Below are 13,561 nucleotides of genomic sequence, written 5' to 3'. Positions count from 1 at the left end.
AACTACCGTGACTAACGATCCTGACTACTCGACGGGGTTCGCCATCTCCTGCAGCAATCGACTCGTCATGCGCACTGCCTGATCTCCGCCGTCCGCGTCCTCGATGTATACCGCGAACGCGACATCACCACTGGTGGCGAGGACGAAGCGATCGTCTCCACTTTCCCCGGCGAATCCCTGCACACCATCGAACGTATCGAGGCCACTACTGTTCGACGAGTCGGCAAGTATGCCGCGCAACCGGTTTGTCGCGTCCGTTCCGATCGGCTCGGCTTCGCGATCGGCGACCGCAGTCTGTCCGGCGACGATCATCGGGGTCGGTGCGCTGCCCCGAGAGATCGCGGCTGCCATCTGCGCGAGTCCGAACGGCGTCACGGTCGCCTCGTCCCCGGAGGCCGTGGACACGGTGCGGATGCCGTCGATTGCACTACGACTTCCAGAGGGAGTTCCGGTGTAGGCGTCGAGCCCGGGCATGGAGTAGTGAATTCCCAGGCCGAGCCGCGCGGCTGCATCCTCGCCGCTGTCGTCACCACGATCGGACTGCACAGCCTTGACCAGATCCGACGCGGTGCCGGCCGGGTAGGAACCGCCGAAGGCCACGTCTCCTTGCTCGTTGGCGTAACTGTTCTGTGCCGCACCGATGATCGCGCCGGTCGAGGTGGACAACGCCACGATCGACGCGGACGTCCCCGCCATTACCACAGCGTTCTCGGCCGCGAGTTGCACGCGCGGATCGAGCGTCGAGTGCAGATCCGGCCCACCCGGTCCCTGGAATCCGACGCGTCGCTCGCCGGTTCCGTCGACGGTGTAGGTGTCGACGGCCCAGCCCGCGGTGGCGTCGCGCCCGGCCTGCCATGCGGTGCGCAGAGAATCGAGCACCGGTGAGGTGATGCGCCGGTCGTCGACGATGAGCTTCGGTTGCGGGGAGACCACCACACCCGGCACGGCGCGCAGATCGTCCTCGAGAACGGCGAAGTCGTCGTCGCGCAGAGTCACCGCGGTGATCGGTGCACCGCCGGCCGAATTCAGCTCTGCCAGCATCGATTCGGAGGTGATGAGCGGCGCGACGACATCGATGATGTCGGCGAGTTGCGTCGTGGACGCAACCGGATCACTCGTCTGCGCCGGGTCGAGGGAGATGGCGTTGATGGTCCGCTCACTCATCAGCACGTTGTTCGCGGCGTCGAAGATCAACGGCGGCGCGGCGTCGGTGCGGGTGTAGCGGACCGAGCCACCTGAGGTGAGGTCGGGCACGAGGGTGGCCGGATCCCACGCGATGCGCCAGCCGACGCTGAGTTTCTTGGTCGAGCCCTGAGCGCTGTACTTCCAATCCTTGCCCTCGCCGAAGTTCCACGCCGACGCCAGAGTGAAGAAGCCGCTCTCGTCGGAGAGGTCCATGTACTGGGTCAGGTCGAAATCGCCGGTGGACGTGCCGTCGGCCGACAAGCCGTCGAACATCTGGTTCAGAGCTGCTGTAGCGGCGTTCGGGTAGGTCGTGAGCGCGGCGGCGGCCGCGACATCGCGGTTGTCCAGCGCATCGACGAACTTCGAGACCAACACTTCGGCTTCGCTCGGTGGCCGATCGACCATCCAGAACGCGGCCGAGACCGTCAATGTCGCCGAGGCTGCCACAGCGACGAGGTAGCGACCGCGAACCTTGCGCGGGCCACGACGGACACGACTCATAGAACTCATGAGTCACAATATTCACTGTAGTCACACGAGTAACAAGCACGGTATTCATACGAGCCGGTCACGATTGAGATACGTCCTGGCCGGTCTACCTCAGAAAGCGACCCGCAGCTTCGATGGCAGGCGTCGAGCTGCCCGCGTTGTTCACGAAGACCGCAAACGCAAGATCGCCGGAAATTCCGACGAACCAACCGTGAGCGCCTTCGTTGTTGGCACCGAACTCGGCGGTGCCGGTCTTACCGAGCAATCCGGGGATGTCATTCAACGCCGTGGCCGTTCCGCCGGTGATGGTCTCGCGCATCATGGTCTTGATTTGCTCGGTGACCTGCGGGTTCACTGCTGCCGGCTGCATGTTGCCCACGCCGGGCTTACCTGCGACGACCGTCGGTGGGAGCAAGCCGTTGTTGGCGATGGACGACGCGACCAGCGCCATCCCGAACGGTGACGCGGTCACCTGCCCCTGGCCGATGGCGGATTCGACGCGCTGCGCCGGGGTGTCGGCCGACGGCACCGAGCCGGTGACGGTCGTCAGGCCCGGGGTGACGTAGTCGACGCCGAGGCCGTACTGGGCGGCCGCGTCGGTCAGACCGTTCGGCGGGAGTGCGACGCCGAGCCGGCCCATCGTCGTATTGCACGATTTTGCGAACGCGGTGTGCAGCGGCACGTCACCGAGCTCGAAGTTGTCGTCGTTCGGGATCTGCCTGCCCTCGATGTTCTCGGTCGCCGGGCACGGCAGCACGGTATCGGGGGTGACGGCTCCGGACTGTAGAGCAGCCGAGGTGGTGACCGTCTTGAATGTCGACCCCGGTGGGTACAGGCCGGTCAAGGCGATCGGGCCCTCGGCGTCCGCGGCGGCGTTCTGGGCAACAGCCAGGACATTTCCCGTCGACGGCCGAAGCGCGACGATCGCAGCCTGCTGCGGCAACGACGCCAGGGCGTTCTCGGCTTTGAGTTGCAGCGCCGAGTCGACGGTGGTCGCGATGTCCTCGCCGGTGCTTGCATCGCGTCCGGCGAGCTGGGTGACGGTGCCATCGGCTGCGACTGCTTGAATCGCCCAGCCACGATTGGCGGCCTGCTCCTGCTCCCACAGCGTCGTCAGATCACTGAGCACCGGCGAGACGAGGTTGCGATCGGTGGCCAGAAGCCGCGTCTGCGGGGCCAGTGTGACTCCGGGGATGGTAGCGAGCTGGGCACCGATGGGGTCGATATCCGACTGGCGGAGGGAGACTATCGTGGCTGAATTACCCTGTGCAGCAGCAACACTCGATGTTACGGACTCGGCCGTGATACCCGGAACGACGGATCCGACGAGATTCGCGACAGCTACGGGATCGGCCGTCGCATCGACGTCGACGAGGGTGACCACCTGCTGCGACATCAGCTCGACGCCGTTGCCGTCGAAGATACGAGGTGCAACCAGAGCATCCGTCGGAGTGAAGCGAACCGATGAGTCGGCCGTCAGGCCCGGCACCAACATCGCCGGATCCCAGGTGATCTTCCACCCCTGCTGGGTCTCCGCCGCGGTCGCAGAGGTCGTGTAGTTCCACTCCTTCGGTTCACCGTCCGGTTCGGCGGTGCCGTCGCTGGTCGTCGAGAAACGCCAGCCGGCGTTCAACGTGAACGTGCCGGCATCCTCGTTGGCGTCGACAGCCTCGAAATCCGGAGTGGCCGTCACCGTTCCGCCGCCAGAGAGCCCGTCGTACAACGCGGTGAGCGCTGCCGTCGCTCCGGCCGGATCGGTGGTCAGCGCGGCCGCCTGCTCGATGTTGGAGCTGTTGACCGCGGCCGCGAACTGCTCGGCGACCGTCTGCGGCTGATCGGGACCACTCTGACCGCAGGCGGCGAGCACCAATGCCAGTACGGACACGATCGCGGCCAGAGTCGTCGGTCTTGTCGTTGTGCGCACGGAGTCGATCATGCCCCAGGCCACCGACGAACCAATGGTGGCGCGATCCCGAAAATGCGAGTAATCATGTAATCAGTATTACTTCGCATAGAGGAGACCTCATGAAACCCAACGGACGCTCGTTCGGACGCCCCGGCGGCTGGCAGCACGCAGACATCCCGAATGCCACCGATGCAGCCGAGTGGTTCGGCGGCAGACTCCCCGAAAGCTGGTTCGACGGGGACGCCTCGATCGAGGTCGATCGCGAGGAGATCCTCGTCGTCGGCACCCTGCCCGCCGAACAGGACAGTTCACCCGCCGCCGTCGAGGGCCGCATCGCTCGCTTTCGGGAAACGACCCGTGGTGACCGCATCCAGATCGCAGCCGAGGCCGAGAAGCGATACGGCCGCAAGGTCGCGTGGGGAGTTCGGACCGAATCTGAGGTCGTCCTGTTCACCCATCTCGCCGTTCCGGTCATGACGCGCCTACGTCAGCCCGAGCGTCGCGTCCTCGACACCCTCGTCGATGCCGGGGTCGCTCGCTCCCGCGCGGACGCCTTGGCCTGGGCCGTCAAGCTGGTCGGCGAACACACCCAGGAATGGCTGGACGAGCTCCGCGGCGCGATGGAGACGGTCGACGAGCTACGCAAGAAGGGGCCGTCGGTCTAATTCGATTGCACGAACGTCAGGCTCGGGGTTACCGTGATCCTTGCCTTGTTGCCCACAGATTCGGAGAGGCCATTGCTCTTCCAGAGGTTCTAGACGCCTGCAGATCGTCCGCATGCACACCTTTGGAGCGCCCATGCCTCATTCATCTTCCCTTTCTGTCTCGAACCTGACGTTCTCCTGGCCCGACGGCGACCCCGTGTTCGACGCCTTGTCGGCCATCTTTCCCAGCGGCACAACAGGTCTCATCGGCTCCAATGGTGCCGGTAAGTCGACACTGCTGAAGTTGCTCGCCGGAGATTTGACGCCGCAACACGGTTCGATCTCGATTCCCGGCGTACTCGGCTATCTGCGCCAGGACGTCGCACTCGATCCCGATCTCCCAGTGGACTCGGTGCTGGCCATCGACCATATCCGAGAAGCATTGCACCGCATCGAATCCGGGATGTCGACCGAGGACGACTTCACCGTCGTCGGATCTGCGTGGGATATCGAGGAGCGCGCACTGGCGTTGCTGGACAAGCTCGGACTCGGCAATATCGTCGGCTCGATCGATGACCTCGATCGACGAGTCGGCACCCTGTCTGGCGGCGAAGCCATGTTGTTGGCTCTCACCGCGCAGTTGTTGATCGAACCCGATGTCCTGCTGTTGGACGAGCCGACGAACAACCTCGATCGGGTTGCGCGAGAACGCTTGTACACAGCTGTCGACGGCTACTCGGGTGTGCTGATCGTCTGCACCCACGACCTGGAACTGCTCGAGCGGGTCGACTCCATCGCCGAGGTGCGGGCCGAGCGTAGCGGAGTCTCGCGGCTGCGCATGTTCGGCGGCGACTATCGGCACTATCGGTCGGTCATCGACGCCGAGCAGGGTGCGGCACGCGCAACCGTCCGTGATGCCAAGAACGACGTCCGCAAACAGGAACGCGAATTGATCGACACCCGAATCAAACTCGACCGACGTCTGCGCTACGGCAAGAAGATGGAAGAGCAGAAACGCGAACCCAAGATCATCATGGGTGCGCGAAAACGCGCCGCCCAGGAATCGGCCGGAAAGCTCCGCGGTACCCACACCGATCGCGTCGACGATGCCCGGTCGTCCCTGTCCGCGGCCGAGGACCTGCTCCGCGACGACCGCGAGATCCGCGTCGACCTCCCGGCAACGAGAGTTCATCCCGGGCAGGTGGTGCTGACGCACGAGGACGTGCACATCGTGGGCCCTGAGCGCATCGCATTGATCGGGCCGAACGGCAGTGGCAAGACCACCCTGTTGCGCAGTCTGGATGCGGCCGGCGCAGAAGTGCCGTGGAAGTACCTACCGCAGCGACTCGACGTCTTCGACGAATCCCGCACCGTTGCCGAGAACGTCGCCGACGTGGCACCGCACGCCACGGCCGAAAAGATCCGGGGACAACTCGCCCGATTCCTGTTCCGCGGATCCGACGCCGATGCCGTCGTCGCCACGCTCTCAGGCGGAGAACGACTGCGGGCTGCACTGGCGCGAATTCTGCTGGCAGAGCCTGCTCCGAAACTACTGATGCTCGACGAGCCCACCAACAACCTCGACATCACCAGCCGCCAACACCTCATCGAAGCCTTGGAGACATTCGAGGGTGCGCTGATCATCGCGAGCCACGATCGGCCGTTCCTCGATGCCATAGCCCCGACCCGCACCATCGACCTCACCCCCACCGCCGAATCCGCCGCGTCCGCCGAATCCGCCGCAGATGCGCCCACCCGTAGGGACTCAATGTGACATTTGGTGGCCTTTTCGGGGGTCAATGTCACGTTGAGTGGACTCGAAGGACGAGAATCGCGGGGTGGAGTACGCCTCGAATGCAGATGATGGAACACGGATTGCGTACACGGTGACGGGGTCCGGCCCACCGTTGTTGATGGTGCACGGCAGTTTTCTGACGCACACGATTTGGCGGACGTTCGGGTATGTGAAGGCGTTGCGCGGAAGTCGGCAACTGATTCTCATCGACAGTCGCGGGCATGGCCGCAGCGAGAAGCCGCATACTCCCGACGCCTATGCGATGGGCAACATCGTCGGCGATCTGACGGCGGTACTCGATGCGGTAGGCGCGCCGACCGTCGACTACCTCGGCTATTCGTTCGGGGCACGGGCCGGGTTGGCGTTGACGGCGGCAGCGCCCGAGCGAGTGCGATCACTGGCCGTCGGCGGCGGTAGTCACGGCGCTCAGGCAGGCGCGTTCGATCGCCTGTTCTTCCCCGGGTGCGCCGATGTGTTGGAGCTGCGCGGCATGGACGGGTTTCTCGAAGTCTGGAACAACCACCGCATGTTCCCGATCGATGCCGGTACGCGAGCGGTGTTCTTCGCCAACGATGCTCAGGCCTTGGCCGCGTACATCCGAGCGTGCGACGCCGATCCCGGCCTTCCCGACGAGGTCTTGCGGCAGTTCAGCCTGCCGTCGCTGTTCTACGTCGGCTCTCAGGACGGCACCCGGCTCGACGACACCCGTGCCGCCGCAGCGCTGGTTCCGAACTCCGAATTGCACGTCATCCGCGGATTCGATCATGCGACGACGATGGCGGCCTCCGCAGAAGTGCTCGGCGTCCTCGAACGGTTCTGGTGCAGGTGACCTGAGCGTCCACAATTTGCCTCGAGAACCGGGATCCCGCTCCCGACAGCAAATAGTGGACAGTCACATCACCTACGGCAACCGAACCCTGCGCGCCCGTACCAACTGACCTCAGCGCCCACTATTCGACTCCAGAATCGGGATCCCGCCTCCCCAGACAAAAAGTGGACAGTCACATCACCTCTTCAGTGCAGGAAACTGGTCGTCACGCCACTCGGTCTCCAGTGGTCCGACGGCCGCGTCCTCGCGGGCACGCAATTCCACTCGGCGGATCTTGCCCGAGATGGTTTTCGGCAGCTCGAAGAACTCGATACGCCGGACACGCAGGAACGGGGCAAGGTGCTCCCGGGCATACTTCAAGATCTCGAATGCCGTGTCCTCGTTGGGTTCCCAGCCCGACGCCAATGCCACATACGCCTTGGGGACGGCCAGTCGCGTCTCGTCGGGAGCGGGCACCACAGCAGCCTCGGCCACTGCGGGGTGTTCGATGAGAACGCTTTCGAGCTCGAACGGGGAGATCTTGTAATCGGAGGCCTTGAACACGTCGTCGGTGCGGCCGACGTAGGTGATGTACCCCTCGGAGTCTCGCGATGCGACGTCGCCGGTGTGGTAGTAACCGTCGGCCATGACGGCGGCGTTGCGCTCGGGGTCACCGAGGTAGCCGGTCATCAGGTTGAACGGATTCTGCGCCAGGTCGAGGCAGATCTCACCCTCGTCGGCGAGTTCACCGGTGGTGGGGTCGACGATCACCACCGGTACGCCGGGCAGTGGCCGGCCCATGGAACCGGACTTGAGCACCGCGCCGGGTGTATTGGCCACCAGCGCAGTGGTTTCCGTCTGACCGAATCCGTCGCGAATGTTCAGGCCCCACTCCCGCTGCACCGTGGAGATCACCTCGGGATTGAGTGGCTCACCGGCACCGATTGCCTCACGGAGCGAACCCCCGCCGCCGGTGAGGTCAGCTTGAATGAGCATGCGCCACACGGTCGGTGGCGCACAGAAGGTCGTCACTTCGACGCGTCGGATCTGCTCGAGCAATGCCGACGCGTCGAACTTGCCGTAGTTGTAGATGAAGATGGTCGCCTCGGCGATCCACGGCGCGAAGAAGCAACTCCACGCATGTTTGGCCCAACCGGGCGAGCTGATGTTCAGGTGCACATCGCCCGGACGAAGCCCGAGGAAGTACATGGTGCTCAGATGTCCGACGGGATAGGAGATCTGAGTGTGCTCGACGAGCTTGGGCTTGCTGGTGGTGCCGGAGGTGAAGTACATCAGCAGGCGGTCGTCGGGTGCAGTGACGGACTCGAACGGCCGCGCCTCCGCGGATCGAGCATCGGCGTAATCGAGCCAGCCGTCGTGTGCGGAGGTCGCGATGCGCAGGTAGTCACCGGGAACGTCGTCGAATTTGCCGGTGTCCGAGGGGTTCACGATCACGGCGCGGGCATTGCCGCGCACCACCCGATCGGTCAGATCGTTGGAGCCGATGGCCGTGGTGGTCGGCATCAGCACCGCACCCAGCTTCATCACCGCGAGCATCGACTCCCAGAGTTCGACCTGGTTGCCCAGCATCAGGATCACCGAATCGCCGCGACCGATCCCCTGCTGCTCGAGCCACCGGGCAACCTGGTCCGAGCGCCGCGCGATGTCGTCGAAGCTGTACTTGGCCTCGCTGCCGTCCTCCTCGACGATCCACAGCGCGGTGCCGTCGTTGCCGCGGGCGATCGCGTCGAACCAGTCGATCGCCCAGTTGAACGTCTCACCGAACGACGGCCACTCGAAAGTGTCGACGGCTCGGTCGTACTCGCCGTATGCGTCGAGCAGTAGATCGCGAGCGTTCCTGAATGCCGTGTACGCCGATTCGGCCATGTTTCCTCCTGCGCCTGTGATGCCCATCACCGCCACGGTAAGGGAGATGAACAATCCCTCGCTACCCCTGAACGGGGGTGGCAACTCGGCTAGCCTCGATCACCGTGACCATCAGATACTTCGCTATCGCATGTGCACTGGGGATAGTCCACGCCGCGTTTTCCGCATATTGGGCTGCAGGTGGCCGATGGATGCTCGACACCGTGGGTGCCTTCGCGACGGAGTGGGTCGACTCCGAACCGGCAACGGCACGAACGGCACTGCTGGTGGTTGCACTCGTCAAACTCGCAGCGGCAATTCTTCCGGCCCTCGCGTACATGAACCGGCCTCGCCTGGCCGCACAGAACCGGACCTGGGTGCCGTCAGTGATCCTCGGCATATCCTGGCCCGGCTCTGTACTGCTGATTCTCTGGGGCGGAGCATCGTTCGTCGGCGCGGTGATCGGCCTGATCGCCTCGGACGAGAACCGAAGCGTCAAGTACGGTCACCTGTTCTTCGACGGGATCTTCCTGCTGTGGGGTGCCGCGCTTCTGACGGCACTGATCCTGTCCAGAAAAGCCGCGTACCAACCGCGCTAGATCCGCTCCCCCGTCTCCGGGTGGAAGAGGTGGATCGCGCCGTCGAGTCGCGTCAGTCCGATGCTTTCGCCGATCTTGGCCGGTGCACGCACTGCCGAACGCGCGACCAACGACACGGGTCCCCCGTCGAGACCCTTGACCTTCGGGTCGTCCAGGTGCGCGTAGAGGTAGGACTCGCTGCCGAGTTCCTCGATCAGATCCACCTTGCCCTCGAAGCCTTCACCGCCGCCGTGCACGATGCCGAGCTGCTCCGGGCGTAGCCCGACGGTGACGTTGTCGAGACCCAGTCTCGCGAGCTTGGTGAGCTCGTCGCGTTCGAGGGGCAGCAGGAAGCTACCGATCTGCACGCCACCCGAGCCGATGGGCACCGTCATCAGGTTCATTGCAGGCGAACCGATGAAGCCGGCAACGAATGCGTTGACGGGGTTGTCGTACAGGTCTGTGGGAGAGGCGAACTGCTGCAATTTGCCGCCGCGCAACACGGCAACTCGATCGCCCATCGTCATGGCCTCGACCTGGTCGTGGGTGACGTAGACGGTCGTGGTGCCGAGCCGGCGCTGCAACGCCGCGATCTGCGTACGCGTCTGGACTCGCAGTTTTGCGTCGAGGTTGGACAGCGGCTCGTCCATGCAGAACACCTGCGGCTCACGAACGATGGCGCGCCCCATGGCAACTCGCTGACGCTGTCCACCCGAGAGCTTGCCGGGCTTGCGGTCCAGGTACTCGGTGAGGTCGAGGATCTTTGCGGCCTCGGCCACCTTCTTCGTGCGCTCCTCGAGAGAGACACCGCGCATCTTGAGGGCGAAGCCCATGTTCTCCCCGACGGTCTTGTTCGGGTACAGGGCGTAGTTCTGGAACACCATCGCGATGTCGCGGTCCTTCGACGGCACACCCACCATGTTCTTGCCACCGATCTCGATGGCACCACCGTCGATCTCCTCGAGGCCGGCGAGCATGCGCAGAGCAGTGGACTTGCCGGAGCCGGAAGGTCCGACCAGAACGACGAATTCGCCGTCCTGGATGTCGAGGTCGAGTGAATCGACGGCGAGCTTGTCGGCACCTTCGTAGACACAGGATGCCTTCTTGTACGTGATTGCAGCCATGAGACTTTCTCCTACTTGATTGCGCCGAAGGACAGACCGCGCACGAGCTTGTTCTGCGCGAACCATCCGGCAAGGACGACGGGAAGTGCTGCGAACGTCGCAGCAGCGGAAAGCTGGGCCCAGTACAGGCCCTGGCCGGTGATGAATCCGACGAGGTACACCGGAATCGTCTGGGCCTGAACGGCAGTGAGGTTGACCGCGAAGAAGAACTCGTTCCACGAGAAGATGACGCAGATGAGCGACGTCGCCGCGATACCGGGCGAGACGAGCGGAAGGATCACCTCGCGCACCGAGGTCCACAGCGATGCCCCGTCCATACTCGCGGCCTCGAGCAGTTCGCTCGGCACCTCGAGGAAGAACGAGCGCATCATCCACACGGCGATGGGAAGATTCATCGCGGTGTACAGCACGACCAAGGTCCAGATGTTGTCCAACATTCCGATGTCGCCGACGATGACGTACAGCGGGACGATCGCCGCGACGACCGGGAGCATCTTGGTGGAGATGAAGAAGAACAGCACGTCCTTCGTCTTCTTGACCGGGCGAAGTGACAGTGCGAAGGCAGCCGGAACACCCAGCAGCAGAACGAAGATCGTCGAGACGACCGTCGCGAACGCCGAGTTCAGCAAGGTGGTGCCGATGCCGCTCTCGAGCACGCCGCGGTACTGATCCAGGGTCGGCGTGAAGAACAGCTTGGGCGGATCGGAGTAGGCGTCGGCCTCCTGCTTGAAGCCGGTGAGGACCATCCACAGCACCGGGAAGAAGAACGCGATACCCGCGACCCAGGCCACGAAGGACCAGATCGAGCCCGGCCCCCACTTGCTCTTGCGCTTGATCGGCGCGGCGTCGGTCGACTTTTCTACGGTTGCGGTACTCATCACGCTGCCTCCTCGGTTCCGCTGAAGCTCTTGAAGATCAGTCTCAGCGCCAGGGTGCTGACGATGATGGTGGCCACCACGGTGACGACGCCCATGGCCGCGGCCTGCCCGATGTCGAAGCCGAGGAACGCACGCTGATAGATGTAGAACGGCAGGTTCGCGCTGGCGACACCCGGTCCGCCCGAGGTCATCATGTAGACGGCGTCGAAGGTGTTGACGAGATAGATGGCTCCGAGAACCGCACCGAGCTCGATGAATCGGCGCAGATGCGGGAGGGTGAGCTCACGGAAGAGCTTGACCGGGCCCGCACCGTCGACCCGTGCCGCCTCGGCGATGTCCTTGGGCATGGACTGCAGGCCGGCGAGGATGAGCAACATCATGAACGGGGTCCACTGCCAGATCAGGTTCGCCATGACGGCGGGCAAGGGGTAACGCGAGACCCAGTCGATCTGATCCACTCCGAACGGGCTCAGGACGAAGTTGATCAGGCCGAAGACAGGATCGAACATCGTGGTCTTCCAGATCAACGCGCCTGCCACCGGGGTGATCAGGAACGGCGTGATCAACAGCGTGCGGATCAGACTGCGGCCGATGAACTTCCGGTCCAGCAGCAGCGCCAGGAACAACCCGAGAACCACCGAGATGATGACGGTTCCGACGATCATGATCACCGTGTTGAGGGCGACCTCACGGAACTGGCTGTCCTGGAAGACCGCCACGTAGTTGTTGAGCCAGTTGAACTTCTGCGAACCCGGTCGAACGAGGTTCCACGACTGCGTCGAGTAGTACAGCGTGAACAGGAACGGAACCTGGGTGACCAGAATGGCGAACACCATGGCCGGCAGCAGCGGGCCGCGGCGACGCCACCCTTCCGCCTTCGAGATCGTCCTGGGTCTCGGTACGAATTCCTCGGAATCGGCGTGCGCCGATCGTGTTTCGGTGGTGGTCATCCCTGGCCCTCCTGGTACGTCTTGCCGACCACTTCGGCGTACTGCTGCGCTTGTTCGAGCGCGTCGTGGACGCTGATTCGTCCTGCCACTGCGGCGCTGATCTGTTGGCTGACACGGGTTCCCAGGTCCTGGAACTCGGGGATGGTCAGGAACTGCACACCGGTGTACGGCACCGGATCCACCGTGGGGTTGTTCGGGTCGGCACCGTTGATCGAATCCAGGGTGACCTGGCCGTAAGCCGCGGATGCTTCCTCGTACTCGGGGATCTCGTAGGTGGACAGGCGGCTACCGGGTGGTACCCGTTCCCAACCCAACTCGTTGCCCACCTTGTTCAGGTACTCCTTGCTGGTCATCCACGAGACGAATTTCCAGGCGTCGTCCGGATTCTCGGATGTCTTCGGGATACCGAGTGCCCAGGAGTACAGCCACCCGTTGTCGCCCTTGGCTGCCGACGGCGCCTTGGCATAGCCGATCTTGCCGACGACGTTGCTCGAGGTGGGATCCTCCAACACCGACACTGCGGACGTTGCGTCGTACCACATCGCGGTGTTTCCCTGCGAGAGCTGCGTTCCGCACTCGCTGAAACCACTTGTCGCTGCACCGGCTTGACCGTGCTCACGGACCAGGTCGACGTAGAACTGAACGGCCTGTTCCACCTCTGGGCTGTTGAGCTGGGCGTTCCAGTTCTCGTCGAACCACCGTCCACCGAAGGCGTTGATGACGGTGTCGAGTGGTGCCAAAACCTCACCCCAACCGGGCTTTCCGCGCAGGCAGATGCCCGAGACATCGGGGCTGTCGAGCTTCGCTGCAGCATCGGCAACCTGCTGCCAGGTGGGCTCCTCGGGCATCGTGATGCCGGCGGCCTCCATCAGGTCCTTGCGATACATCAGGAACGACGACTCACCGTAGAACGGTACCGAGTACATGCTGCCCTCGTAGGACAGTGATTCCTTCAGTGTGGGAATGAAGTCATCCTCGTCGTAACCCGGTGTGGCGTCGGCATACTCGGACAGATTGGTCAGCCACCCGTTCTCCGCCCACTGCGGGGTCTCGAAGTTGCTGATCATCACCACATCGAACTCACCGCCGCCGGTGGCCACCGAGGCGGTGATCTTCGCGCGCGCCTCGTTCTCGGACAGCGACACGAACTTCAGATTGATGCCCGGGTTCTCCGCCTCGAACTCCGGAGCAAGGGAAATGGCATCGGACATCTGTGAATTCGAGACGATCGCAACGGTGATCGTCTTGCCATCACCGTCACCACCGAACGAGCCGGCTCCGGCACATCCGGACAGCACCAAGGTTGTCGCGAGCGAGGCCGCGACAGCCACTTTCGGT

The 13,561-nt window shown here is 63.8% G+C and carries 11 protein-coding genes; 4 read left to right on the top strand and 7 right to left on the bottom strand.

Translation table 11 applies throughout. The annotated features are described in order from the left end of the window. Positions 1-24 precede the first annotated feature (24 nt). Both ACQR3T_RS15120 and ACQR3T_RS15115 read right to left on the bottom strand, forming a co-directional pair. The gene (locus ACQR3T_RS15120) at positions 25-1,686 is read right to left on the bottom strand and encodes an NTF2-like N-terminal transpeptidase domain-containing protein (protein WP_428694395.1); all 1,662 of its coding nucleotides are present in this window, start codon (positions 1,684-1,686) and stop codon (positions 25-27) included. Between the two features lie 94 nt (positions 1,687-1,780). Further along, positions 1,781-3,610: a penicillin-binding transpeptidase domain-containing protein gene (locus tag ACQR3T_RS15115; RefSeq protein ID WP_428693971.1), complete on the bottom strand. Its 1,830-nt coding sequence runs from the start codon at positions 3,608-3,610 to the stop codon at positions 1,781-1,783. Positions 3,611-3,699: 89 nt separating this feature from the next. On the opposite strand from ACQR3T_RS15115, the gene ACQR3T_RS15110 reads away from it, so the two are divergent. From ACQR3T_RS15110 to ACQR3T_RS15100, 3 genes are all read left to right on the top strand, one after another. Next, a complete protein-coding gene (locus ACQR3T_RS15110) occupies positions 3,700-4,245 on the top strand; it encodes a hypothetical protein (protein WP_037147341.1) in 546 nt (181 codons plus the stop codon). A gap of 133 nt (positions 4,246-4,378) precedes the next feature. Then, positions 4,379-5,998, top strand: coding sequence for an ABC-F family ATP-binding cassette domain-containing protein (locus ACQR3T_RS15105; protein WP_428693970.1), 1,620 nt, complete (start codon positions 4,379-4,381; stop codon positions 5,996-5,998). A 64-nt stretch (positions 5,999-6,062) separates the two neighbouring features. Next, on the top strand, positions 6,063-6,848 hold the full coding sequence (locus tag ACQR3T_RS15100; protein WP_428694394.1) for an alpha/beta fold hydrolase: 786 nt from the start codon (positions 6,063-6,065) through the stop codon (positions 6,846-6,848). A gap of 177 nt (positions 6,849-7,025) precedes the next feature. Here ACQR3T_RS15100 and ACQR3T_RS15095 read toward each other — a convergent pair whose 3' ends face one another. Next, a complete protein-coding gene (locus tag ACQR3T_RS15095; protein WP_428694393.1) occupies positions 7,026-8,714 on the bottom strand; it encodes an AMP-binding protein in 1,689 nt (562 codons plus the stop codon). Between the two features lie 104 nt (positions 8,715-8,818). Between ACQR3T_RS15095 and ACQR3T_RS15090 the strand changes: the two genes are divergently transcribed. Further along, on the top strand, positions 8,819-9,292 hold the full coding sequence (locus tag ACQR3T_RS15090; protein WP_428693969.1) for a DUF3995 domain-containing protein: 474 nt from the start codon (positions 8,819-8,821) through the stop codon (positions 9,290-9,292). On the opposite strand, the gene ACQR3T_RS15085 is transcribed toward ACQR3T_RS15090, so the two are convergent. From ACQR3T_RS15085 to ACQR3T_RS15070, 4 genes are read right to left on the bottom strand one after another with little or no spacing between them, the layout of a single operon-like run. Beyond that, positions 9,289-10,395 carry an ABC transporter ATP-binding protein gene (locus ACQR3T_RS15085; RefSeq protein WP_032377531.1) on the bottom strand — a complete coding sequence of 369 codons (1,107 nt, stop codon included), beginning with the start codon at positions 10,393-10,395 and terminating at the stop codon, positions 9,289-9,291. The two genes, ACQR3T_RS15090 and ACQR3T_RS15085, sit on opposite strands and share 4 nt — an antisense overlap. 11 nt (positions 10,396-10,406) lie before the next feature. Further along, positions 10,407-11,273 (bottom strand): carbohydrate ABC transporter permease, encoded by an 867-nt coding sequence (locus ACQR3T_RS15080; protein ID WP_032377530.1) that lies wholly within the window; start codon positions 11,271-11,273, stop codon positions 10,407-10,409. Then, positions 11,273-12,223 (bottom strand): carbohydrate ABC transporter permease, encoded by a 951-nt coding sequence (locus ACQR3T_RS15075; protein WP_032377529.1) that lies wholly within the window; start codon positions 12,221-12,223, stop codon positions 11,273-11,275. The genes ACQR3T_RS15080 and ACQR3T_RS15075 overlap by 1 nt, the downstream gene beginning before the upstream one ends. Continuing rightward, positions 12,220-13,554, bottom strand: coding sequence for an ABC transporter substrate-binding protein (locus tag ACQR3T_RS15070; protein WP_032405241.1), 1,335 nt, complete (start codon positions 13,552-13,554; stop codon positions 12,220-12,222). Before ACQR3T_RS15070 ends, ACQR3T_RS15075 begins: the two co-directional genes overlap by 4 nt. Positions 13,555-13,561 lie beyond the last annotated feature (7 nt).

Source organism: Rhodococcus sp. IEGM1428 (genome assembly GCF_050321865.1).
In the GTDB taxonomy this organism is placed as follows: Bacteria; Actinomycetota; Actinomycetes; order Mycobacteriales; family Mycobacteriaceae; genus Rhodococcoides.
This window is presented reverse-complemented; position numbering and strand designations above follow the sequence as displayed.